General features: G+C 67.0%; 22 protein-coding genes. 9 read left to right on the top strand and 13 right to left on the bottom strand.

Translation table 11 applies throughout. The features are described 5' to 3' along the window. Positions 1-9: 9 nt before the first annotated feature. Positions 10-1,281 (top strand): phenylacetate--CoA ligase family protein, encoded by a 1,272-nt coding sequence (locus tag WBG56_RS11790; protein WP_424268502.1) that lies wholly within the window; start codon positions 10-12, stop codon positions 1,279-1,281. A 72-nt stretch (positions 1,282-1,353) separates the two neighbouring features. Here WBG56_RS11790 and WBG56_RS11785 read toward each other — a convergent pair whose 3' ends face one another. Both WBG56_RS11785 and WBG56_RS11780 read right to left on the bottom strand, forming a co-directional pair. Further along, entirely contained in the window at positions 1,354-1,827 is a 474-nt protein-coding gene (locus tag WBG56_RS11785; protein ID WP_424268500.1) for a hypothetical protein, read from the bottom strand. Positions 1,828-1,918: 91 nt separating this feature from the next. Continuing rightward, the gene (locus WBG56_RS11780; RefSeq protein ID WP_424268498.1) at positions 1,919-3,214 is read right to left on the bottom strand and encodes a diaminopropionate ammonia-lyase; all 1,296 of its coding nucleotides are present in this window, start codon (positions 3,212-3,214) and stop codon (positions 1,919-1,921) included. A 118-nt stretch (positions 3,215-3,332) separates the two neighbouring features. On the opposite strand from WBG56_RS11780, the gene WBG56_RS11775 reads away from it, so the two are divergent. Continuing rightward, a complete protein-coding gene (locus WBG56_RS11775; protein ID WP_424268496.1) occupies positions 3,333-3,800 on the top strand; it encodes an Lrp/AsnC family transcriptional regulator in 468 nt (155 codons plus the stop codon). Positions 3,801-3,849: 49 nt separating this feature from the next. Here WBG56_RS11775 and WBG56_RS11770 read toward each other — a convergent pair whose 3' ends face one another. From WBG56_RS11770 to WBG56_RS11755, 4 genes are all read right to left on the bottom strand, one after another. Continuing rightward, complete coding sequence (locus WBG56_RS11770; RefSeq protein WP_424268494.1) at positions 3,850-4,752, bottom strand: hydroxymethylglutaryl-CoA lyase; 903 nt, start codon at positions 4,750-4,752, stop codon at positions 3,850-3,852. 132 nt (positions 4,753-4,884) lie between these two features. Next, positions 4,885-6,072: a DNA-processing protein DprA gene (gene dprA / locus WBG56_RS11765; RefSeq protein ID WP_424268492.1), complete on the bottom strand. Its 1,188-nt coding sequence runs from the start codon at positions 6,070-6,072 to the stop codon at positions 4,885-4,887. A gap of 97 nt (positions 6,073-6,169) precedes the next feature. After that, the gene (locus WBG56_RS11760; protein WP_424268490.1) at positions 6,170-7,606 is read right to left on the bottom strand and encodes a heavy metal sensor histidine kinase; all 1,437 of its coding nucleotides are present in this window, start codon (positions 7,604-7,606) and stop codon (positions 6,170-6,172) included. Then, complete coding sequence (locus tag WBG56_RS11755) at positions 7,603-8,274, bottom strand: heavy metal response regulator transcription factor (RefSeq protein WP_424268488.1); 672 nt, start codon at positions 8,272-8,274, stop codon at positions 7,603-7,605. Before WBG56_RS11755 ends, WBG56_RS11760 begins: the two co-directional genes overlap by 4 nt. A gap of 142 nt (positions 8,275-8,416) precedes the next feature. On the opposite strand from WBG56_RS11755, the gene msrP reads away from it, so the two are divergent. From msrP to fmt, 4 genes are all read left to right on the top strand, one after another. Further along, positions 8,417-9,382: a protein-methionine-sulfoxide reductase catalytic subunit MsrP gene (gene msrP, locus WBG56_RS11750; protein ID WP_424268486.1), complete on the top strand. Its 966-nt coding sequence runs from the start codon at positions 8,417-8,419 to the stop codon at positions 9,380-9,382. Between the two features lie 12 nt (positions 9,383-9,394). Next, the gene (locus WBG56_RS11745) at positions 9,395-10,114 is read left to right on the top strand and encodes a sulfite oxidase heme-binding subunit YedZ (protein WP_424268484.1); all 720 of its coding nucleotides are present in this window, start codon (positions 9,395-9,397) and stop codon (positions 10,112-10,114) included. Positions 10,115-10,196: 82 nt separating this feature from the next. Then, positions 10,197-10,721, top strand: coding sequence for a peptide deformylase (def, locus tag WBG56_RS11740; protein ID WP_424268482.1), 525 nt, complete (start codon positions 10,197-10,199; stop codon positions 10,719-10,721). 4 nt (positions 10,722-10,725) lie between these two features. Further along, positions 10,726-11,682, top strand: coding sequence for a methionyl-tRNA formyltransferase (gene fmt, locus WBG56_RS11735; RefSeq protein WP_424268480.1), 957 nt, complete (start codon positions 10,726-10,728; stop codon positions 11,680-11,682). Between the two features lie 78 nt (positions 11,683-11,760). Here the strand turns inward: fmt and WBG56_RS11730 are convergent, their stop codons facing one another. The 4 genes from WBG56_RS11730 to rsmB all read right to left on the bottom strand — a co-directional run bounded on the left by WBG56_RS11730 (position 11,761) and on the right by rsmB (position 16,881). Beyond that, positions 11,761-12,459, bottom strand: a complete 699-nt coding sequence (locus tag WBG56_RS11730) for a response regulator (RefSeq protein ID WP_424268478.1) — start codon at positions 12,457-12,459, stop codon at positions 11,761-11,763. Between the two features lies 1 nt (position 12,460). Next, positions 12,461-14,794, bottom strand: a complete 2,334-nt coding sequence (locus tag WBG56_RS11725; protein ID WP_424268796.1) for an ATP-binding protein — start codon at positions 14,792-14,794, stop codon at positions 12,461-12,463. Further along, positions 14,794-15,360, bottom strand: coding sequence for a DUF4390 domain-containing protein (locus tag WBG56_RS11720; protein WP_424268476.1), 567 nt, complete (start codon positions 15,358-15,360; stop codon positions 14,794-14,796). Before WBG56_RS11720 ends, WBG56_RS11725 begins: the two co-directional genes overlap by 1 nt. 141 nt (positions 15,361-15,501) lie before the next feature. Beyond that, entirely contained in the window at positions 15,502-16,881 is a 1,380-nt protein-coding gene (gene rsmB / locus WBG56_RS11715) for a 16S rRNA (cytosine(967)-C(5))-methyltransferase RsmB (protein ID WP_424268794.1), read from the bottom strand. Between the two features lie 93 nt (positions 16,882-16,974). Here rsmB and rimO point away from each other — a divergent pair, with 93 nt between their 5' ends. Then, positions 16,975-18,297, top strand: a complete 1,323-nt coding sequence (gene rimO / locus WBG56_RS11710) for a 30S ribosomal protein S12 methylthiotransferase RimO (RefSeq protein ID WP_424268474.1) — start codon at positions 16,975-16,977, stop codon at positions 18,295-18,297. 41 nt (positions 18,298-18,338) lie between these two features. Here the strand turns inward: rimO and WBG56_RS11705 are convergent, their stop codons facing one another. Then, entirely contained in the window at positions 18,339-19,289 is a 951-nt protein-coding gene (locus tag WBG56_RS11705; RefSeq protein ID WP_424268472.1) for a methyltransferase domain-containing protein, read from the bottom strand. A gap of 193 nt (positions 19,290-19,482) precedes the next feature. Here WBG56_RS11705 and WBG56_RS11700 point away from each other — a divergent pair, with 193 nt between their 5' ends. Together WBG56_RS11700 and WBG56_RS11695 are read left to right on the top strand one after the other, a co-directional pair. Continuing rightward, positions 19,483-20,148, top strand: coding sequence for a ComF family protein (locus WBG56_RS11700; RefSeq protein WP_424268470.1), 666 nt, complete (start codon positions 19,483-19,485; stop codon positions 20,146-20,148). Between the two features lie 52 nt (positions 20,149-20,200). After that, entirely contained in the window at positions 20,201-20,671 is a 471-nt protein-coding gene (locus tag WBG56_RS11695; protein ID WP_424268468.1) for a tRNA (cytidine(34)-2'-O)-methyltransferase, read from the top strand. Positions 20,672-20,733: 62 nt separating this feature from the next. On the opposite strand, the gene WBG56_RS11690 is transcribed toward WBG56_RS11695, so the two are convergent. Together WBG56_RS11690 and secB are read right to left on the bottom strand one after the other, a co-directional pair. Continuing rightward, the gene (locus WBG56_RS11690) at positions 20,734-21,768 is read right to left on the bottom strand and encodes an NAD(P)H-dependent glycerol-3-phosphate dehydrogenase (protein ID WP_424268466.1); all 1,035 of its coding nucleotides are present in this window, start codon (positions 21,766-21,768) and stop codon (positions 20,734-20,736) included. A gap of 82 nt (positions 21,769-21,850) precedes the next feature. Further along, on the bottom strand, positions 21,851-22,357 hold the full coding sequence (gene secB / locus WBG56_RS11685) for a protein-export chaperone SecB (protein ID WP_424268464.1): 507 nt from the start codon (positions 22,355-22,357) through the stop codon (positions 21,851-21,853). Between the last annotated feature and the right edge of the window lie 17 nt (positions 22,358-22,374).

Raw genomic sequence — 22,374 nt, 5'->3', positions numbered from 1 at the left:
GGGGATGGCATGCAGGCTTATTTCGATGCGCGAGAGACGGCGGCCGTCGGACAGCGGGAGCAGACGCTGTTTGCCCGCCTGCCTGCCGTGGCGGCGGCTGCCCGGGAGCGGGCGCCGGCCATCGCCCGGCAGTTGCAGGGTGTCGACCCCGCCAGTCTGAACTCACGCCACGCGCTGTCGCAGGTTCCGGTGCTGCGCAAAAGCGAATTGCTTGAGATCCAGCATGCGGCCCGCATTGCCCGTCCGGCGACCCAAGGAGACGCGGAACGGGTAAGGGTGTTCGGCGGGGTGTCCACCATCGGCTGGGGCGCGGCGCGGCGCGTCTTCGCGTCACCCGGCCCCATTTACGAGCCTGAAAGCGCACGCCCCGATTATTGGGGCTTTGCCCGCGCCTTGCACGCGGCGGGGGTGCGCCCCGGGGATCTGGTGCACAACTGCTTTTCCTATCATTTCACGCCGGCGGGCTCGATGATGGAAACCGCCGCCCATGCCCTGGGGTGCACGGTGTTTCCCGGCGGAGTCGGGCAGACCGAACAGCAGGTCCGGGCCATGGCCGATCTGGCGCCTCAGGCGTATACCGGCACGCCCAGTTTCCTGCGCATCATCCTGGAAAAGGCCGACGACATGGGGGTGGCGCTGCCGTCCCTGCGCCGGGCCCTGTTTTCGGGCGAGGCCTATCCGCCGTCGTTGCAGGCCTGGTTTCAGGCCCGAGGCGTCCAGGGCTTCCAGGCCTATGGCAGCGCGGATCTGGGGATGGTTGCCTTTGAGACCGAAGCGCGCGACGGCCTGGTCCTGAACGAAGACCTGATCGTGGAAATCGTGCGGCCCGGCACCAGCCAACCCGTGCCCGACGGCGAGGTCGGCGAGGTCGTGGTGACGACTTTCAACCCCGATTATCCGCTGTTGCGCTTCGGCACCGGGGATCTGTCCGCTTTGATGGCGGGAACGTCGCCCTGCGGCCGGACCAATGGCCGCATCCGCGGGTGGATGGGGCGCGCGGACCAGACGACCAAGGTGCGCGGCATGTTCGTGCATCCCGAGCAGATCGCCCGGGTGCTCAGCCGCCATCCGCAGATCGGCCGCGCCCGGCTGGTCGTGTCGGGCGAAATGGGGCACGACGTCATGACGTTGAAAATCGAATCGGCCGACGACCTGGATATCGCCCGTGTGGCCGATACCGTGAGGGACCAGACCAAGCTTCGGGCCATCGTGGATGTGGTGCCGGCCGGCAGCCTGCCCAATGACGGCAAGGTGATCGAGGACATCCGCCGCTACGACTGACGTGCGGCGCGCCGATCGGGGCGGCGGGCGTTCCCGACGGACGTTCGCCGGCCGGGACGCGAGCCGCGCGGCTCAGAGCTTCTTGCGGTAGACCAGGCTGATGCGCGCGAAGGCCGCCTGCAGTTCGGGGCTGCCTGCCTGGAAGAACAGCGGCCGGCCCTTCTGGACGAAGCACACCAGCTTCTTCGAGGCGAACAGCGGAATGAATTTCGTGGACTGGATGTCGTCCCAGGAGACTTCGCGGCGCGAGATCCAGGTCTGGCGGATGCCCCAGTCAGAGATTTCCGTCACCGAGGTCCACATGTGCCAGCTCATCCAGAGCAGGGCGCCGAAACAGACCACCAGACTGGCGATGACCGGCAGCGGCAGGGCGGTTTCGGGCGCGAGCCGCAGCACCATGAACAGGCGCACGGCGATGAAGGCCATGATGAGCCAGGCAATCACGCCGATCCAGCGCGGCCAGGCGCGTCCGCGCAGCGGCAGCGGGCCGATCTGCGCCAGCAGCGCGGCGTGTTCTTCGGGGGAGGGGCGGTCGAAAGGGGACATGGGGTCGGGTCGGTTTCAGGGTTTGCGCCCCGCCCGGAAAAACGGGCGGCGGGCAGCCGATCTTAGCAGAAGTCCATGACCCGCCAGCAGGTCAGACGGGGCTCGCGCCGGCCTCCTGGGGGGCCGAGGGGCGCGCATACGCGCCGTCGTGGATGATCGCGTCGTAGCCGGCGCGGTCCGTGTCGCCTTCCGTGGACAGGAAGAACAGCACGGATTCGCCATCGATGCCCAGAGTGTCCTTGATGTGCGCCAGCGCCGGGTCGGTCAGGACTTCGTGCGCGAAACCGAAGGGCGCGGCGCCGGACTCGCCCGAAATGATGCGGCGATCGGAAGGCGCCGCGGCATCCGTCGCCGACGCGGTGGCGCGGACGGGGCTGGAAAGCGCCCGCATGCCCTGGGCCGCGACGTAGTCGGGCAGGCTGGCGACGAAATCCACGTGATTGGCCAGGACGTCGATGCCCACCGTGACAGGCTCGCCGCAGGCCAGCCCCGCCATGATGGTGTCGAGATCGCCGCCCACCGCGTGGATGCGGCCGTCCGTGGCGCGCAGCGTGTCGAAGATGCAGGCGGCGTTTTCCGGTTCGACCACGATGATCGTGGGGCCGCCTGCGTCCGATGCGCCGTAGGTATTGACGATGTAGCCGACGACGGCGGTGGCGAGCGCCCCGACGCCGGCCTGTACGAACACGTGCGTCGGGCGCTGGCCATCCGGCTCGGCGGCCAGTTGTTCCACGGCTTCGGCGAGCAGGGTCGTATAGCCCTGGATGATGGTGCGCGGGATGTCTTCGTATCCGGGCCACGAGGTGTCCTGCACCATGACCCAGCCGTGCTCTTCGGCTTCCCGGCTCGACAGGCGCACGGCATCGTCGTAGTTCAGGCCGGTGATGTCGGCCCGTGCGCCCAGCGCCTGGATGTTGGCCAGCCGTTCCGGGGCCGTGCCTTTAGGCATGTGCACCACGCATTTCTGCCGCAGCTTGTCTGCGGTCCAGGCCACCCCGCGGCCGTGGTTGCCGTCGGTGGCCGTGATGAACGTCACTTCGCCTAGGCGCTCGCGGATCTCGTCGGAAATGAGCCGGTCGTAGGGCAGTTCGGACAGGTCCAGGCCCAGCCTGCCCGCCAGGTAGGTCGCGATCGCATAGCTGCCGCCGAGCGCCTTGAATGCGTTCAGCCCGAAACGAAAGCTTTCGTCCTTGACATACATGGCCTTGACGCCCAGGCGGGATGACAGGTGACGCAGCCGCACCAGCGGCGTGGGCGCGTAGCCTTCGATCGACCGGTGAAAGGCGATGACGCCGCCTACTTGCTCCGGCTTGAGCTGGGCCAGCATGGGCGCCGCCGCCACGGCGCGTTGCCCGCGATTGGGATTGGGCAGGACTTTGATGCTCATGGAACGCTCCTTGGTGATGGTGGAATTTTATTTTTTAATACCCAATTTTTTTATTGATCTTTATCCTTATAGGTGAATTTTTTATCATTTTGGCCTTGATTTCTTATCGGACATTCAGATGGCAAGCAAACTTGATGCCTATGACCGCGCGCTGCTGGCCGCGATCCAGGAAAATGCACGCACGCCCCAGAGCGAATTGGGCGAGCGCACCAGCCTGTCCACCGCGGCGGTCAATCGCAGGCTGCGCGCGTTGGCCAGCGATGGCGTCATCGAACGCTATACGGCCTGCATCAACCCCAAGGCCGTGGGGTATAGCCTGACCATCGTCGTGGAAGTCGAAGCGGAAAGCGAACGCGCGGATCTGCTGGACGAGATGCGCCTGGGCTTCCAGGCGTGTCCGCAGATCCAGCAGTGCTATTACGTGACGGGGGACTGCGATTTCGTGCTGATTTTCCTGGTGCGCGACATGGACCAGTATGTGGAATGGACGCGCCGCCTGTTTCACGGCAACAACAACGTGAAAGGCTTCAAGACCCTGGTCGTGATGGACCGGGTGAAGACCGGCAGCCAGGTCGCGATCGACTAGGACGCCGGTCGCGGCAGCGGCGCGGCCCGCCCCCGCCGGTCCGGCGGCATCAGCCGCGCTTCAGCGCCAGCGCCCGCCCGGCGCGGCTGGACGTGGGTCTGCCGATCTGTTCGGAAATCCATTGTCCGATGTCCACGACGGCATCCAGGTCCACGCCGGTGTGCAGGCCCTGGCCCTGCAGCAGGTACAACACGTCTTCGGTGGCCACGTTGCCGGTGGCGCCCTTGGCGTAGGGGCAGCCGCCCAGCCCGGCCACGGAGCTGTGGAAAATCCGCACCCCGCATTCCAGGGCCGACAGGATGTTGGCCAGAGCCTGGCCGTAGGTGTCGTGGAAATGCCCGGACACCCGCGTGCCCAGATCGGTGATCCCGCCCACGGCCCGCAGCACCCGGGCGACCTGGGCCGCGGTGCCCACTCCGATGGTGTCGGCCACGTCGATTTCATCGCAGCCCAGCTGCAGGAACCGTTCGGCCACGTTCACGACGGCGCTGACCGGGACCTCGCCCTGGTAGGGGCAGCCCAGCGAGCAGCTGATGCTGCCCCGCAGGCGCAGCCCGGCCTCTTTGGCCGCCGCGGCCACGGGTTCGAACCGGGCGATCGATTCCGCGATGGAACAGTTGATGTTGCGCTGGGAAAAGGCCTCGCTGGCCGCTCCGAAGATCACGACTTCGTCCATCCCGGCGGCCAGGGCGCCCTCCAGGCCGCGCGTATTGGGGACCAGCGCCGAGTAGATCGTGCCGGGCCGCCGGGCGATCCCGTCCATGACCTGCGCCCCGTCGGCCATTTGCGGAACCCACTTGGGCGAGACGAAGGACACCGCCTCGACGTTGGGAAATCCGGCGGCGGCCAAGCGGTTGATCAGTTCGATCTTCACGGTCGAATCGACGAATTGCTTTTCATTCTGCAGGCCATCGCGAGGGCCGACTTCAACGATCTTGACGTGTTCGCTCATGGAGATCCTTGCCGGTGCATGAAATCCGGCCCCCATGCGCAGAGGGCCGGTTTGTAGAGTCATGCCTCGATCATAGCGCGGCGCTTGCGGGGATGGGGGTGGTCGGGGCGGGAGCGCCCTTGGGCTGCGGGTTCATCCCCGATCCGGCAGCCGCCGATAGCGGCCGTCCTGCTGGCGTTCCAGCGCGCCGCCGATTTCCATCAGGGTCAGCTGGCTCATCAGCCGGTCGATGGGCCAGTTCGTGCGGGCCTGCAGGGTGTCGAGGTCCGCAGGTTCGTAGCCCAGTGCCTGCAACAAGGCTGCCGCATCGGGGTCTCGCGCGGGGGATGCCTCCGTCTGCGCCGGTGGCGACACGGGGGGCCGGCGCGGCATGGCTGCCGTCCGGGGAGTGGCAGACCGGGCAGCGATGCCCGGCAGGTCGCCCTGGCGCAGTTCCTCGATGATGTCCTGCCCGGACTCGACCAGTTTGGCGCCTTGGCGGATCAATGCATGGCAGCCGCGCGACAGCGGGGAATGAATGGATCCCGGGATGGCGAAGACCTCGCGTCCCAGTTCGCCGGCCAGGCGCGCAGTGATCAGCGATCCGCTGCGGGCGGCGGCTTCGACCACCAGCACGCCTTGGCTCAGTGCCGCCACGATGCGATTGCGCTGCGGGAAATGGAACGGCAGGCCCTGGGCGCCCAGCGGGAATTCAGACAGCATCAGGCCGTGTTCCGCAATGCGGTGGGCCAGGCCGCGGTGGGCGGGCGGATAGACCCGGTCGATGCCGGTGCCCAGCACGGCCAGTGTTCCACCGCCCGTGGTCCCCGCATCCAGGGCGCCTGCGTGGGCCGCCCCGTCGATGCCGCTGGCCAGCCCGCTGACTACGCACCAGCCCTGTTGCGCCAGGTGGCGTGCGAAATCGTGGGCATTGCGGGCGCCTTCAGGCGTGGCGCTGCGGGCGCCGACGATGGCCAGCATCGGCCGGCTCAGGACATCCAGCTGCCCGTGCGCATACAGGATGGGCGGCGGGTCGTTCAGTTCGAACAGCGCCGAAGGGTACAGGGGGTCGGCCAGTGTCAGCAGATGGTGGCCGGGTTCCGCCAGCCAGCTCAGGCTGGTATCGATCGCCTGCTGCAGCGGTTCATCGGGCGCCTGGCGCAGCCGCGCGGCCAGGCCGGGATCCAGATACCGGGCCAGATTGCCGGTGGATGCCGCGCAGATGTCCTGGGGCATGCCGAACGCCGACAACAGCAGGCGGATGCGCGCCGGCCCCAGTTCGGGCTCCAGGCTCAGGCGGATCCAGGCCCGCAGTTCGGTCTCATCGGCGGTTGGTAGCATGCGTGCAGTGTGCCACGGTTTGCCATCCCCGCGTATGCCGGTGTGGCTTAACCATCCTGGCGCGCCGCTGTTTCCCGGCCATGCCCGGATCACCGGCTCAATCGATGCGCTTGCCCTGACCTGCATCGCCCGGTTCGGGCGGCGGGAACCGCAGACGGAAGCAGATGCGCCCGTCGTCGGCCCCCTGCGCATCGGCGCTGCCGCCATGGATCGCCATGATGGCGACCACGATGGCCAGGCCAAGCCCGTTTGATTCGGTGTGCTGGCTGCGGGATTGGTCGCCCCGGTAGAAGCGCCTGAACATGCGGTCGATCTCGTCTGGCGAGAATGCCTGGCCGCGGTTGTCGACGGTCACTTGGGAACCTGAGGCGTCGGCCCGCCCGCCCAGCGATATGCGGGTGCCCGGCCGTCCGTACCGTATCGCATTGACGACCAGGTTGCTGACGGCGCGCTGCCACATGATGGCATTGGCGTGGCAGGTGCCGCTGGCGATGACCTCGAAATCCATGCCGCGCTCCTGGGCCGGACCCTCGAAGTAATCTGCGATCTTGCGCAGCTCCGGCAGGAGCGCCAGCGGCTCGCGCGTCACCTCCGCGGCGTCGTGGTCGGCGCGCGACAGGAACAGGATGTTTTCGATGATGTGCGCGAGCCGGGTGAGTTCCTCCAGGTTCGATTCCAGCACGTGCTCGTACTCGGCGCCGCTTCTGGGCTGCCCGAGGGCCACCTGGGTTTGCCCCATCAGGATGTTGACCGGTGTCCGCATCTCGTGCGCCAGATCGGCGGAGAACTGCGACAGGTGCTCATAGCCGGCTTGCAGGCGGTCCAGCATGGCGTTGCACGCTTTGGCGAATTGTCGCAGTTCCGCTGGCGCGTCCTGGTCGGGCAGGCGCGCTGCCAGATGGGCGGGCGTGATGCGCGCCGCCTGCCGGCTCATGGCATGCAGCGGTTTGAGACCGCGCCGCAAGAGCATGAAACTCATCAGGGTGCTCAACAGCACTGCCAGCGTGGCCGCGCCGAAGACGCGCGCCCGATAGTCGGCCAGCATCCGGGATTCCTGTGTCATCACGTAGGCTGCCGTGATCCGGACCCGATCGCCGTGGTCCCCGATTTCCGCCAGAGCGGATATCCAGCGCACCCGCACGCCATCGGCGCGCACGCCGGGGTGCAGCGCGCTGATGCCCAGCTCTCGGCCGATGGGAACCGGAGTCATGGCCGGGATGGGCATATGGTCGGGGTTGACCAGAATGAAAGGCTTCTCCCCCAGCCGCTGGAAGATGCGCACATCGCTTTCGTTGCCCAGCATGTTCTCGAACAGCGCAGGGCGTTCTTCCATTTGCCGGACGGTATAGAGATCGTGCAGCAGGTGGCGAAAACGCTCCACGCGCCCCACCAGCGTGTAGTCGGCGCGGGTCTCCAGCGCTTGCTTGGCCGAGGAATACAGATACAGGCCAAGCCCCGAGACGATCAGGCAGGATATCAGGGCAAAGACCAGCGTGATCCTGGCGGTCAGCGAATGCGGGGCGCGGGCTTTCACGGCTGCTCTGCCAGCATGTAGCCTATGCTGCGAACCGTGTGGATCAGTTTGTGTTCGAAGGGGGCGTCCACCTTCGCTCTCAATCGCTTGATGGCGACATCCACCACATTGGTGTCGCTGTCGAAATTCATGTCCCAGACTTCCGAAGCGATCATCGTGCGGGACAGCGCTTCACCTTGTCTTTTGAGCAGCAGATGCAGCAGCAGGAACTCCTTGTTGGTCAAGACGATCGTGAGCCCGCCGCGCATCACTTTGCGGCGCGTGGGATCGAGGCGCAGGTCGGCCAGTTCGAAGGTGTCGGGTTCGCGGGCGGCGCCCCGGCGCAACAGTGTGCGGATGCGCAGCACCAGTTCGGTGAATGAAAAGGGCTTGACCAGGTAGTCATCGGCCCCGAGCCGTAGGCCGCGTATCCGGTCGTCGACCTGGTCGCGCGCCGTCAGGAAGATGACCGGCACGTCGCAGACGCGGCGCACCTCCGCCAGAACCTGCCATCCATCCATTCCCGGCAGCATGACGTCGAGGATGAGCAGCTCGTAGTCGTGCTCAAGCGCCATGTGCAGGCCATCGGTGCCGTTGCGGGCCAGGTCCGCGTTGTATCCGGATTCAAGCAGGCCTTTCCTTAGATAATCGCCGGTCTTTACATCGTCTTCGATGACGAGAATAGTCATGCCCCGCTCCACCACGAGAGTAGCCAATCTTAGCAAGCCGGGGCCCGGGGTTCATGACAAATTTGTCATGTGACGGTCACCTGCCTGTCAGTGGGGCGCCGCTAAAGTGAACGTCCGTCAGCCCCCGTCAGGAGTCCAGATCATGTCGCGTTTCAGACTTCCCCCGATACCTTCCTCCGAGATCACGCCGGAACACATCTGGGAATCTCGCCGCGCGTGGATGAAACGGGCGGGGCAAAGCGCGCTTGCCGTGGGAGCCGGCAGTCTGTTGGCGGGACGCGTCTCGTGGGGGCAGCCGGCGGATGGCGTATTGGCGGGCACACCCAATCCCCGCTATCGCGTCGATGATGCGCTCACGGCGGAAAAAGACGTGAGCGGCTACAACAATTTTTACGAGTTCGGCACCGGCAAGTCGGATCCGATGGAGTATGCGGGCCGCATGCAGACCCGTCCCTGGGCCTTGCGGATCGATGGCGAGGTCGAGAAGCCCGTGACATTGGACATCGACGATCTGCAGAAGCTGGCGGCCCTGGAAGAACGCGTCTATCGGCTCCGGTGCGTAGAGGCATGGTCCATGGTGATTCCCTGGAGCGGCTATTCGCTCTCAGCCCTGCTGGGCCGGGTCAAGCCCACCAGCCGGGCGAAATATGTCCAGTTCATCTCGGCGGTCCAACCGGATCGGATGCCGGGGCTGAGCGCGCGCATCATCAATTGGCCCTATCGCGAAGGCCTGCGGATGGACGAGGCCATGCATCCGCTGACCATGCTGGTCTTCGGTGTGTACGGAAAGCGCTTGCCCAATCAGAACGGCGCGCCCGTACGGGTGGCCATTCCGTGGAAGTACGGCTTCAAGTCCGGCAAATCCATCGTCGGGATACGGTTGCTCGAGAAGCAGCCTCTGACCAGCTGGTCGGAGATTGCGCCGAACGAGTATGGGTTTTATGCCAACGTCAACCCGACCGTGCCGCATCCCCGGTGGAGCCAGGCAACGGAGCGGAGGATCGGGAGCGGCTTTTTCGCGCCCCGCGTGGCGACGCTGATGTACAACAGCTATGGAGATCAGGTGGCCGGGCTGTATGCCGGCATGGATCTGCGGGCGCACTATTAGAGGGTGGATGGCATGGGCGTGCAGGCACCCGGGCGGCGCAACTGGACGGCGCGCGAAGTCAACCGGATCAAACCGTTCGTATTCATCCTGGCGGCGTACCCCTTGGCCCGATGGATCTGGCTGGCCTTCGACGGCGGCTTGAGCGCCAATCCCCCGGAGTTCTTGATCCGGTCTACAGGGATCTGGGCGCTGGTCCTGCTGCTCGTCACGCTGGCGGTCACTCCGCTGCGCCGCATGCTCGGGCAGCCCGCGCTCGTGAGGTTGCGGCGCATGCTGGGGCTGTTCGCATTTTTCTATACCGCCTTGCACGTGGTCGGTTGGGCGCTTTGGGAAAGAGGCTTGTCGCCGGCGCTCATGTGGGACGATGTGGCGCAGAGAACCTTCGTGGCGGTGGGCATGGCGGCATTCCTGCCCATGTCCGCACTGGCCTTGACGTCAACGCAGGGGTGGATGCGCCGGCTCGGCCCCCTCTGGCAGACGTTGCATCGCAGCGTGTACGCCGTCGGGGGCTTGTCGGTGTGGCATTTCTGGCTGGTCCGGTCCGGAAAAAACGATTTCTTCGAGCCCTATGTCTACGGCCTTGCGCTCGCCCTTCTGCTGTCGTGGCGACTGGCCTTTTTCCTGCTTGGCCGCCGTTCGTCGCATCGCCCGTGTCCGCCGGGCGTTTCAGCCCGGCCGAAGCCGGCGCGATCCGGGGGGCAAGGCCTGTGCCGGAGCATATCCGAGCCCTAGGGGAGACTGCTGGATGCCTGGCCCTGGGTCTGTCTCTTGTTTTATGATGGAACTCTGGCTTTTATTGAATCAGGCAATCACCATGGCTTTGCTCCCCATCCTCAAATATCCGGACCCCCGGCTGCACAAGGTCGCCGCCCCGGTGCGGCAGGTGGACGATCGCATTCGTCAACTGGTGCGCGACATGGCGGAAACCATGTATGCCGCGCCGGGCGTGGGCCTGGCGGCCACCCAGGTCGATGTCCATGAGCGGGTGGTCGTCATCGACGTGTCCGAAGACGGCGACGACCTGCATGTGCTGATCAATCCCGAGATCACCTGGAAAAGCGACGAACTGCAGGTCTACGAAGAAGGCTGCCTGTCGGTGCCGGGGGTCTACGACGAGGTCGAACGCTCGGCCCGCATCCACGCGCGCGCGCTCAACGAGCAGGGCGAGCCCTACGAATTCGACGCGGAAGGCCTGCTGGCCGTCTGCGTGCAGCATGAACTGGATCATCTGCTGGGCAAGGTCTTCGTCGAATACCTGTCCGTGTTGAAGCAGAACCGCATCCGCACGCGCCTGCGCAAGCAGCAGCGCGAATCCCAGCGCGAAGCCGCCGGGGTCTAGGCGGATGCGGATCGTTTTTGCCGGAACCCCCGAATTCGCCCGCCAGGCCTTGACCGCAATCCTGCAGGCGGGCCATCAGGTCGTGGGCGTGCTGACACAGCCGGATCGTCCCTCCGGGCGAGGTATGAAATTGCAACCCAGCCCCGTCAAGCAGGCGGCGCTGGATGCCGGTATCGCCGTGTTGCAGCCGCGCAGCCTGCGCCTGGACGGCAAGTTCCCCGACGAGGCCCGGTCCGCGCAGGCGGCGCTGCAGGCCTGGGCGCCGGATGTGATGGTGGTGGCGGCCTACGGCCTGATTCTGCCCCAATGGGTGCTGGATCTTCCCCGCCTCGGGTGCCTGAACATCCATGCCAGCCTGTTGCCGCGCTGGCGGGGGGCTGCCCCCATCCAGCGGGCCATCCAGGCCGGGGATGCCGCCAGCGGCATCACGATCATGCAGATGGACGCGGGTCTGGATACCGGCGCCATGCTCTTGAGGGTGGAACAGCCCATTGGGCCGGATGACACCGGGGCCAGCCTGCACGATGCGCTGGCCTCCGCGGGCGCCCGGGCGATCGTGCAGGTGCTGGGCGATCTGGATGCGGGGCATCCGCCGGCGCCCGTGCCGCAGCCCCTGGATGGCATCACCTATGCCGACAAGCTGCAGAAGTCCGAGTCCTCCCTGGACTTTGCCTTGCCGGCCGCCGTGCTGGCCCGGCGCATTCGCGCCTTCGATCCTTTTCCCGGGACCACGATGGTCCTGCCGGGGATCGATCAGCCGGTGAAGATCTGGGCCGCGCATGCGCTGCCCCCGGATCAGCCGGGCGGGGAGCCGGCCGTGCCGGGCGCCATCGTGCGCACGGGCCGCGACGGCATCGACGTGGCGACGGCCGAGGGCCTGCTGCGGGTCACCGTGCTGCAGAAGCCCGGTAGCCGGCGTCAGCCGGCGGACGTCTTCCTGCAGTCGTACCGGGCGCCGTAAAGCGGGCGTCGGGGCGGGGCGGCCGGACGGCTTGAGCCGATCGTTCCGCCGCCAGACCCGCCCGCGCCCGGCCGGCGTTCAGCTGCCCGATGATTTCTTGCGCGACGTATCGATGCCCAGCTGTTTCAGCTTGCGGTACAGGTGGGTGCGTTCCAGCCCGGTGCGCTCCGATACCCGCGTCATGCTGTGATTTTCGTGCAGCAGGTGGTATTCGAAATAGATACGCTCGAATTCGTCGCGCGCCTCGCGCAGGGGCTGGTTCAGGGAAATCGCGCCCAGGTGGGAATCGTCGGCGGCGGGGGCCGGCGCCGGGGCGGGTGTGGCTGCGGTGCTGTTGAGGGTGGGCGGCTGCGTGAAGACCGGGTCGGGCATGACGGGCCGTTCGGTGCGGCTGCGCATGGACGCCGGAATGACCGGACGGGCCAAGCCGGCCGCCACGGTCTTCAGCAGCTTTTGCAGGGTGATCGGCTTTTCCAGGAAATCGACGGCGCCGATCCGGGTGGCTTCCACGGCGGTGTCCACCGTGGCGTGGCCGCTCATCATGATGACAGGCATGTTCAGCAAGCCCTGGCTGGACCATTCCTTCAGCAGGCTGACCCCGTCGATATCGGGCATCCAGATGTCCAGCAGGACCAGGTCCGGTCTTTGGCGCAGGCGGGAGTCGCGGGCCTGAGCGGCATTTTCCGCGAGTTCGACCGTGTGGCCTTCGTCGTAGAGAATTTCGGACAGCAGTTCGCGAATGCCAATTTCATCGTCGACCACCAGAATTCTGGCCATATCACCTCACCTGTATATTGTGCGTATTATCCTGTGCCTGACTCTCGGCGTCCAGCCGGCCGGTCCCCTCGGCCAGCCGTGAGAACAGGATCGATATGCGGGCGCCGCCCTCGGAGCGGTTGGAGATGTCCACCTGGGCGCCGTGTTCCTCGATGATCTTCTTGACGATGGCCAGACCCAGGCCGGTGCCGGTGGCCTTGGTGGTGACGTAGGGCTCGAATACCCGATGCAGGACTTCCGGCGCGAATCCGGGGCCGTTGTCCGAGACGGTCAGGCGGACGCGGGCGTGATCCGCGGCGCCTTCCGGGGCGATCAGGCGCGTCTGGATCCGGATTTCCGCCGTGCCGGGGGCCGCGTGGGTGCTGGCGGCGTCGCGGGCATTGGCCAGCAGGTTGTGGATCACCTGGCGCAGTTGCGCGGGGTCGCCCTGGATCGGGGGCAGCGGGTCGGCCAGGCGCGCATCGATGCGCACCCCGGACCGGGCGGGCGCCGTTCCGGGCTCGGCCGGATCCCAGCCGTACAAGGTCAGCACGTCGGTCAGCAGGGCGTTCAGATCGATGTCCTGCATTTGCGCCGGCGGCGTGCGGGCGTATTCGCGGAAATCGTCGACCATGCGCTTGAGCGATGCCACCTGATTGACGATGGTCTGGGTGGATCGCTGCAGCATGGCGGCATCGTCGGTATTCAGGCGATCGGCCAGCTTCATGGCCAGGCGTTCGGCGGACAGCTGGATGGGGGTCAGCGGGTTCTTGATTTCGTGCGCCAGACGGCGGGCGACTTCGCCCCAGGCGACGGTGCGGCTGGCGGAGATGACTTCGCTGATGTCGTCGAACACCACCAGATAGCCGTCTTCGTGACCGTCCATGATCAGGCGGGTGCCGCGGGCCAGCAGGGTGATGACGTGTTTCTTGCGTTCATTGTCCGGCGCTTGCTGCAATTCGATTTCGAACTGCTGCTGCCAGTAGGGGCGGGTGGATTCCACGGCGTCATGGGCCGAGAACGCCTGGCGGATCAGTTGCGAGAGGGCCAGCGCGCCATCCACGGTCTCCAGGGGACGGCCCTGGCAGGTGCGCAGATCCAGGTGCAGGATGGCCTGCGCCCCCTGGTTGAACAGGCTCAGGCGGAAGGCATGGTCGAAGACCAGCACCCCGGACGACAGATTGCTCAGCACCGACTCCAGGTACAGATTGCTTTGTTCCAGCTGGCGCCGGTGACGATCGACCATCCGCCGGGCTTCGTCCAGCTGGCGCGTCATGGCGTTGAACGACCGGGTCAGTTGGCCGACTTCATCGCGGGCCGGCGGCTCGGGCAGGGGACGGTAGTCGCCCACGCCCACCGCCTGGGTGCCCGAGGCCAGGGACAGCAAGGGCCGCACCAGCCGGCGCGATACCGCCAGGGCGACGACGACGGCGGCGAACACGGCCAGGATCAGCGCCAGGGTCAGGGTGATGCCGTACAGCTTGCGCAGCCCAAGCCGCGACAGGGCCAGTTCCTGGTAATCCCGGAATCCCTGCTGCACCTGGCTGGCATTGTGGGCGATGCGTTCGGGCACGGCCTGGATCACCTGCAGCCAGCGGGTGTCGCTGCCCAGGCCCATCTGAGCGCCCAGGCGGTCGGCGGTGGACCCCAGAGGGATGATGATGCGCAGATGCAGGCCGGTGCTGGTGGGGCCGCTGCCGGGGGCGACATCGGCTTCGGCGGCCGAATAGCCCTGCGACACCCGCAGTTGGTTCATGACGCTGTTGGGCGGCAGATCCGGCAGCAGTTGGCCGAACGCCGACGAAGAAAATGCCACCAGCCGGCCGTTGCCGGTGAACACCATGGTCTCGTCGATGCCATTGCTTTCCCGCAGCGACGTGATCAGCAGCGCGGTTTCAGCGTCGCTGGCGTTGTTCAACCGCAGCGCCATGCTGCGCGCTTTGCCGTTCAATTCGTTCAACTGGGCATCCAGCGCGGCGCGGCCCAGGTTCAGGCCGGCTTCCAGGGCGCTGTCCACGCGGACGTTGAACCAGGATTCGATCGAGCGCGACATGAACTGCACCGACAGCACGTAGATGATGACGCCGGGCAGGATGCCGATCAGGGTGAAGTACAGCGTGAAACGCGCGGTCAGCCGGGCGCCGAACTGGCGGCGCCGGATCTGGCGCACCAGCCGGATCGTCAGCATGGCCACCCAGGACATCAGTGCGACGGCCAGGATGCCGTTGAGCAGCAGCAGCAGATCGTATTGTTGCGCGTAGCGCGAGGCGTTGCCGGTGGACCAGACCAGCAGGCCCAGCAGGGCCAGGGCGCTGATGGCCGCGACCAGCAGAGCGATGCGCAGCGCCCAGCGTATCAGTTTCGGGGCGTGCCGGCGGAAAGAGAAAACGTGAATTTTTTCCATGGGGTCGTCAAGGACCAGGCATTGCTGTTGAGGGCGTCGACCTGGAAGGGCCGGGCCAGCCGCGAGGTATCCAGTCGCAGGCGCAGTTGTCCCTCGTAATCGACGTCGGGCGTGAACTGGCTGGCGGGCCCCATCTGCCAGCCGCGGATGTGGCGCACCAGGTCCAGGGCTTCGTCCAGCGTCGTGGCGGGCAGGGACAGATCGTCCAGGCTGATGCGCCATTGACGGGTCAGGGCATTGAACTGGATGCGCCAGGTTTGTTCCGTGGTGATGACGGTCTTGTCGAACCACCACCAGCGGGGACGCAGGATCTCCAGGTCGGCGGTGAAGTACAGGGGCACGCCCTTTTGCGCGACATCGCGCAGGTCGTCGCCCAGGGTGAAGTCGATGTCGGCGTCGATCAGCAGCTGGCCTTGTTGCACCAGGGGTTCGATGCGCACGACCTGGCCTTCACGGCCATAGGCGGCTGGCAGCAGGTTCAGCAGGCAGAAGGTCAGGGTGATCAGGAAACGGAGCATGCACGAAGCCGGGCGACTGGACGGACAATGGCGGTATTGTTGATGACCCAGCGCTTGAGCGCAAGCTGTAGGACTTTCGCCTCGCCGCCGCGATCCCGCGCGCGCTCGTCCCGGGAGGCCATGTCCGGCCCGAACCGCGCGCTAGGACGGCGCTTGTTCCTGTTTGCGGAGCAGGGCATAGAAAAACCCGTCGCCCTGGTCCGCGCCGCCCGGCAGGATCTGGCCGGGGGCCGGCAGGCGTCGGGCGTCAGGGTGGCGGCCCAGAAAGGCCTGGATCTGAGATTCGCCTTCCTGGGGGAAGATCGAACAGGTGGCGTACAGCAGATGGCCGCCGGGCGCCAGCAGCGGCCATAAGGCATCCGTGATGCGGGCTTGCAGCGCGGCGGTGCGGGTCACGTCTTCGGCGCGCCGCAGCCAGCGGATGTCGGGATGACGGCGTACCACGCCGGATGCCGTGCAGGGCACGTCGGCCAGGATGGCGTCGTAGGGCTGGCCGTCCCACCAGGCGGCGGGATCGGCGGCATCGGCGCAGCGCAGCTGCACGGCGCCGGCGTGCAGCCGCAGGCGCCGCAGCGTGTCCGCCACCCGCGCCAGCCGCTGTTCTTCGCTGTCCAGCGCCGTCAGGGTCAGGGCGTGGCGTTCCAGCAGATGGGCGGTCTTGCCGCCCGGCGCGGCGCAGGCGTCCAGCACGCGCATGCCGTCTTGCAGCGGCAGCAGCTCGCCCGCCCGCTGGGCGGAGGCGTCCTGCACCGACCACCAGCCTTCGATAAAACCGGGGATGTCGCGCACGGGCAAAGGACGGTCCAGGATCAGACCGGAGGAACCGGCCGGACTGGCGGCGATGCCCGCCTGCCGAAGGCGTTCCAGCAAGTTGTCGCGGGACACCTGGCGGACGTTCGCCCGCAATGTCATGGGCGGCGGCTGGTCGGCCGCCTTCAGGATCGCTTCCCAGTCCTGCGGCCAGGCCTGCCGCAGGGCGTTGATCCACCAGTCCTGATGGTTCCAGCGCGCCAGCGGATTTTCCAGGATCTGCGGCAGCAGCGCCGCCCGTTCCCGCCCGTAACGGCGCAGGACCGCGTTGATCAGGTTTTTCGCGGGGCGCGTGTGGCGGTCCGATTCCGCCGCCTGCACCAGTTGATGGACCAGCGTGTGTCCGGCGTAGACCGGCGTGCCGGGGGGCTGATCGGCGCCGTCCGCCTGGCGGCAGCTGGCTTCCAGCAGGCTCAGGCCCAACAGCAGCAGGGCCTCGGTCAGGCGGTCGGACGGGCGTCGCGGCGCCAGGAGCGTGCGTGTCGCCTGGGCGAACCCCAGCTGGCGCATGGCGTGAAAGGAGAGCGCCTGGGCGGCCGGGCGCAAGGCCGGTGGCGTCCGATCCAGGGATTCCGACAAGGACCGGCCGGTCAGCACGCCGCGTACGGCCTGGGCGGCGGCCAGCAACTGCCGGGATAGGGGGATGTCTGTCGCGTGGCCTGCGCCGCTTGCGGGGGCGGTCTTGGGGGAGTGTGGTGATTCTGGCACGATGAGGGAGGGAATTCCGCCGATGAGGAATGTTTTTTGGGGACTGTAGCACCAATTCATTAAAATCAAAGGTTTGCTTCGCACCTCGAGGATTTCATGAGCCCATCCCCCCGTGTCGGTTTCGTCAGCCTGGGCTGCCCCAAGGCCCTGGTCGATTCAGAACGCATTCTGACCCAGCTGCGCATGGATGGCTACACCATCAGCGCCGATTATGACGGCGCCGACGTCGTGGTGGTCAATACCTGCGGTTTCATCGACAGCGCCAAGGCCGAATCGCTGGACGCCATCGGCGAGGCCATCACTGAAAATGGCAAGGTCATCGTCACCGGCTGTCTGGGCGTCGAGGCCGACATGATCCGCGACGTGCACCCGGCGGTGCTGGCCGTGACCGGTCCGCAGCAGTACGAGCAAGTGGTGCGGGCCGTGCATCAGGCCGCCCCGCATGAACGCGCCCATGATCCCTACGTGGATCTGGTGCCGCCCCAGGGCATCCGGCTGACGCCGCGCCATTACGCCTACCTGAAGATTTCCGAAGGCTGCAACCACAATTGCAGCTTCTGCATCATTCCGTCCATGCGCGGGCGCCTGGTCAGCCGACCGATCGGCGATGTGCTGGGCGAGGCCCGCCGCCTGGTGGATGCCGGCGTGAAGGAACTGCTGGTGATCTCCCAGGACACCAGCGCCTATGGGGTGGACGTCAAATACCGCACGGGCTTCTGGGATGGCCGTCCCGTCAAGACCCGTCTGACCGAGCTGGCCCAGGCCCTGGGTGAATTCGGCGTCTGGGTGCGCATGCACTACGTCTACCCCTATCCCCACGTGGACGAACTGATCCCCCTGATGGCCGAGGGCCGCATCCTGCCATACCTGGATATTCCGTTTCAGCACGCCAGCCCGCGCGTCCTGAAGGCCATGAAGCGCCCCGCCTTCGAAGATCGCACCCTGGCCCGCATCCGCCAGTGGCGCGAAACCTGTCCGGATCTGACCCTGCGGTCCACCTTCATCGTCGGCTTCCCCGGCGAAACGGAGGACGACTTCCAGTATCTGCTGGACTGGATGAGCGAGGCCCAGTTGGATCGCGTCGGCTGTTTCCAGTATTCGCCGGTGGACGGCGCCCGGGCCAATGAGCTGGCCGATCCGGTGCCCGACGAGGTCAAGGCCGAACGCTGGGAGCGCTTCATGGCGCACCAGCAGGCCATTTCCACCCAGCGCCTGGCGGCCAAGGTCGGCCGCACGCTGACCGTGCTGGTGGATGAGGTCGATGATCAGGGCGGCGCCACCGCCCGGTCCATGGCCGATGCCCCCGAGATCGACGGCAGCGTGCTGTTGCGCGATGCCGCCGGCCGCGCCCCCGGCGACCTGATCCAGGTCCGCATCGAGGACGCCGACGAATACGATCTGTACGGGGCGCCGGTCTAGTGTCCTGTCCGGATTGACCGGGCAGGGCGCCAGGGGCCGGATCAGGCGTCCGGCTTGCGCGGCACCACCCGGGGCGGCGGCTTGCCGGCCTCCAGGGGCTGGGCCCGCTTGAAGACCGTGACCGGCAGCTCGCCGATCACGCCGCGCCGGGCGGCTGCTCGCCAGGCGTGGCCGTAGGCGACTTCCAGGCTGAGGTGGATGGTGCCATCCTGGTGCCGACGGCGTTCCAGCGCCTGGGTCAGGCGGCTGCGCCAGGCGCGGCCCGCCAGCCCGGGCCGGCGCTGGGCGTGGGGGTTGCCGCCCAGGGCGTGAACGTCTTCCAGCAGCTTGTCGGCGGTCTTGTAGGTCAGGGTGATGATTTCCTGGTCCATCACCGGGTCGGCGAAGCCGACCTGCAGCATCAGGTCGCCGAAATCGTGCATGTCCACGAATTCCATGGGCCGGGTATCCAGGCCCGCCTCGGCGACGGCCTCGCGCAGTTCGCGCAGCGATCCCGGCCCCAGGCTGGAATACAGGGCCAGGGCGTCGTTGCGCAGGACCCGGCGCCATTCCTGCAGCACCAGGTGCGGTTCGGGGTGCCAGTGCAGCGCCAGATTCGACCACACCAGATCCAGGCTTTCGTCGGGCAGGCCGGTGTCGGCCAGATCCGCCTGCAGGAACTCGGGCTGCGGCGTCGGTTTGTTGCGCAGGCGATGCCAGAAGCCGGGCTTGCTCAGGTAGCGCTCGCGGGCGGTATCCAGCAGCGCGGCGCAGTGATCCTGGCCGATGTAGCGCAGGTTCGGGTAGCGGGCCCGCAGCGGGTCCAGGGCGTGCGCCGCCCCGCAGCCCGCATCGAGAATGTCATGCGGATCGATCCGGATGTAGCTGAGCCGGCGCAGCATGCGCTGGGCGATTTCGCCAAACAGGAACTGCGGTGCGTCCAGGGGCGCGCGTCGGGCGAATTGCCGTGAAACGGCCGCGGGGTCGATGGGCAGGCGGGGAAGCTGTGACATAAAGGATCAAGGCCGGTGCCGCCGCGCCCGACACTGTGGTGTGATGGAGCGCACTGGCGGAAAGGAAGGTGACATTATGCGGCATCTGACACCCTGGCGCGACTGGCGCCGCTGGGTCCCGGCGGAATGCCCGGGGTGCGGCCGGCGGATGGCAGGGCAAGGCCTGTGCCGGGCGTGCTCCGGAGAACTGACGATGGATCCGGACAGGCCATGCTGCCCGGTCTGCGCACACCCCTTGGCGGCGGGCTTCTGCCCGGATTGCCCGCCCGTCGCTCCGGCATACGACCGGATCGTCGCCGCATTCGGCTACCAAGGCCTGGGCCGCGATTTGATCCAGGCCTACAAGATCGATTGCCGCCTGTCGCTGGCGGATGTGCTGGCCGACGTATTGGCCGGCGCAGTGCGCCGCGCAGGGTCGATCCGCGCGGATCTGCCGCATTGGGTTGTTCCCGTGCCGGCCAGGCGCCAGGCCCTGGGCCGGCGCGGCTTCAGTCCTCCCGCCGAGATCGCGCGCCTGCTGGCGCCCCGCCTGGGGTTGCCCTATCGTTTGACGGCGGTGCGCCGTCTGCGGGATGGCCGCAAACAAGCGGCGCTGGGGCGTGCGGACCGGCTGCAGGCCCAGATGGGCCTGTATGCCTGCGACCGTCCCGAGACGCGACAAGGCCCTGGCCTGTTCAAGGGATGGAGCCGTCCGGCGATGGATCTGGCGGGGGCGCGGATCGCCGTCGTCGACGACGTGCTGACGACCGGCGCGACGATGCATGCGGTGGCCGTGGCGCTGAAGGCCGCCGGGGCGGCGCGGGTGGAAGGCTGGGTGCTGGCCCGCGCCGTGCATCGTCTCGGAGGGCTTGGGCCGTGACGGCGCTTTACAATCGGGGCCTGTCCGTTGCTTTCTGTCCCGTCCGTCATCCATGTTTCACATCGTCCTGGTCGAACCCGAAATTCCGCCCAACACCGGCAACATCATCCGGCTGAGCGCCAATACCGGCGTCTGCCTGCACTTGGTGCGGCCGCTGGGATTTCCGCTGGATGACGCCCGTATGCGCCGGGCGGGCCTGGATTATCACGAATGGGCCGACATGCGGGTGCATGACGGCCTGGTTCAGGCGTTCGAATCCATCGGGGGCGATCCTGCCCGCCGCTTCGCGCTGACGACGCGCGGTTCGGTCCTGATCGGGGAACGCCCCCTGCAGCCTGGCGATGTATTCGTCTTCGGCCGGGAAACCGCCGGCCTGTCGGATGAACAGCTGCGGCTCTTCCCCGCCGCTCAACGCATCCGCCTGCCCATGCGGCCGCAGCAGCGCAGCCTGAATCTGTCCAATGCGGTAGCGGTGACGGTGTTCGAGGCCTGGCGTCAGGCGGGGTATGCCGGCGGCGTTTGAAGGGCGATGGGACGTCGGCCGCCGCGCGTGAGGCGCGCGGCCCCGGTTCCTGCGGTGGATGCCTATTCCGGCCGCGCTTCGCGCGCCAGCAGCGCTGCGACGGCCTGATGGGGGGGCAGGTCTTCGAACAGCACCTGGCACACGGCCTCTGTGATGGGCAGTTCGATTTCGTGGCGCTGCCCCAGGGCCAGCGCCGCGCGCGCGCAGCGCACGCCTTCGGCTGTCATGCCGCCGGCCAGGATGGCGGCCAGCGGCTGGCCCTGGCCGATCGCCACTCCGACCTGGCGATTGCGCGACAGATCGCCCGTGGCGGTCAACACCAGATCGCCCAGGCCCGTCAGGCCGGTGAAGGTTTCCGCCCGCCCGCCCAGGGCGACGCCCAAGCGCTGCATTTCCGCCAGGCCGCGAGTGATCAGGGCGGCTCTCGCATTGGTGCCCAGGCGCAGGCCGTCGCTGATGCCGCAGGCAATGGCCATGACATTTTTCAAGGCGCCGCCGACCTCTACGCCGATGATGTCCCGGGTGGTGTAGATGCGGGCCTGGGTGCCGTGAAAGGCTGTCTGCGCCGCCTGCCCGGTTTGCGCATGGGGACTGGCGACCGTCAGGGCGACGGGCAGGCCCTGGGCGACTTCCCGGGCAAATGAGGGGCCGGAAAGCACCCCGGTCTGCAGCCAGTCGTCATGGGGCAGGATGCTGCTGACGATCTGATGCGGCCATTGCTGGGTATCCGGGCTGATGCCCTTGCACGTCCAGAGCAGATGGATGGGCGTCCGAGGTTCGGCGTGGAGGTCCCGGGCCAGTTGCCGGCACATGTCGTCCAGGCCTGCCATGGGGACCCCCAGCACGATCAGCCGGATGGCGTCGTCCGGGCCTTGCCGCACATGCGCCAGGGCCGCCGCCCAGTCGTCGGTGGCCATCAGCGATGGCGGCAGATCGATGCCAGGCAGATAGCGCGGATTGCGCCGGGTCTGCCGGATGGTGCGGATCGTGTCGGCATTGCGGGCCCAGAGCAGGGTGTCGCTGCGCTGGCTGGCCAGGGCGGCCAGCGCCGTGCCCCAGCTGCCTGCGCCCAGCACCGTGAGCCGAACGGATGACATAGGGTGAGTCCTGATGGTGGCTGTGGTGTGCGGTCCGTCCGATGGGCGTTGAGCGGCCGGCCGGACGGACCTCGTCAGCTTATCAGTTGCGGGCGCCCGGTGGGAGGATCAGGCCGGAGTCTTCGCCCTGGGACTGTTCGCCGGCCTGCTGAGCAATCCGTTGCTCGTATAGCGCCTGGAAATTCATCTCGCTGAGATGCAGCGGCGGCAGCGAGGTGCGTGTGATGGCGTCGGCCACGTTGGCTCGCAGGTAGGGGTAGAGCATGGTCGGGCAGACGATGCCCAGCAGCGGGTCGAGCTGGTCGGCGGGGATGTTGGCGGCTTCGAAGATACCGGCCTGGCTGAGTTCGATCAGGTACAGGACCTTGTCGCCGATGCGTGTGGTGACGGTGGCGGTGACCACGGATTCGAAGACGGATTCGGCCAGTTGCTGGCCGCCGACCTGGATCGAGACTTCCACGGTCGGGCTTTCCTGTTCCAGGAAAATGGCCGGCGCATTGGGCATTTCCAGAGACAGGTCCTTCACATAGGTGCGTTGCAGCCCAAAGCTGGGGGCCTGGCCATTTTCGGTTTGGTTTTCTTCAGACATGGAGATTTCCGTGCAAG

This window comes from Castellaniella sp., from assembly GCF_049671645.1.
Lineage (GTDB): Bacteria > Pseudomonadota > Gammaproteobacteria > Burkholderiales > Burkholderiaceae_B > Castellaniella.
The sequence above is the reverse complement of the archived record's forward strand: the minus strand, read 5'-3'. Positions and strand labels throughout refer to the sequence as shown.